At 71.0% G+C, this 214-nt stretch carries 1 protein-coding gene; it reads left to right on the top strand.

The annotated features are described in order from the left end of the window. The coding region (locus WDW90_RS41350; RefSeq protein ID WP_336493154.1) for a pseudouridine-5'-phosphate glycosidase at nucleotides 1-193 on the top strand (193 nt) is incomplete at its 5' end. Nucleotides 194-214: the final 21 nt, after the last annotated feature.

The following is a 214-nucleotide window of genomic DNA, read 5'->3' as shown; positions in this document are numbered from 1 at the left end:
GGCCGATGAGGCCGGGGTCACCGGCAAGGCGGTGACGCCCTTCCTTCTCTCCCGCATCCTTGCGTTGACGGGCGGCCGCAGCTTGGTCACCAACATCGCCCTCGTGAAGAACAACGCGGCGCTCGCCGCCCGCCTCGCTGCGGCGCTTCAGGGTCCATCGACCGGGGAGCCGCCGATCACGGCCACGGCATGACCCGCTGAGGAGCCGTCGTCC

This window comes from Methylobacterium nigriterrae, assembly GCF_037106235.1.
GTDB lineage: Bacteria > Pseudomonadota > Alphaproteobacteria > Rhizobiales > Beijerinckiaceae > Methylobacterium > Methylobacterium nigriterrae.
The sequence above is the reverse complement of the archived record's forward strand: the minus strand, read 5'-3'. Positions and strand labels throughout refer to the sequence as shown.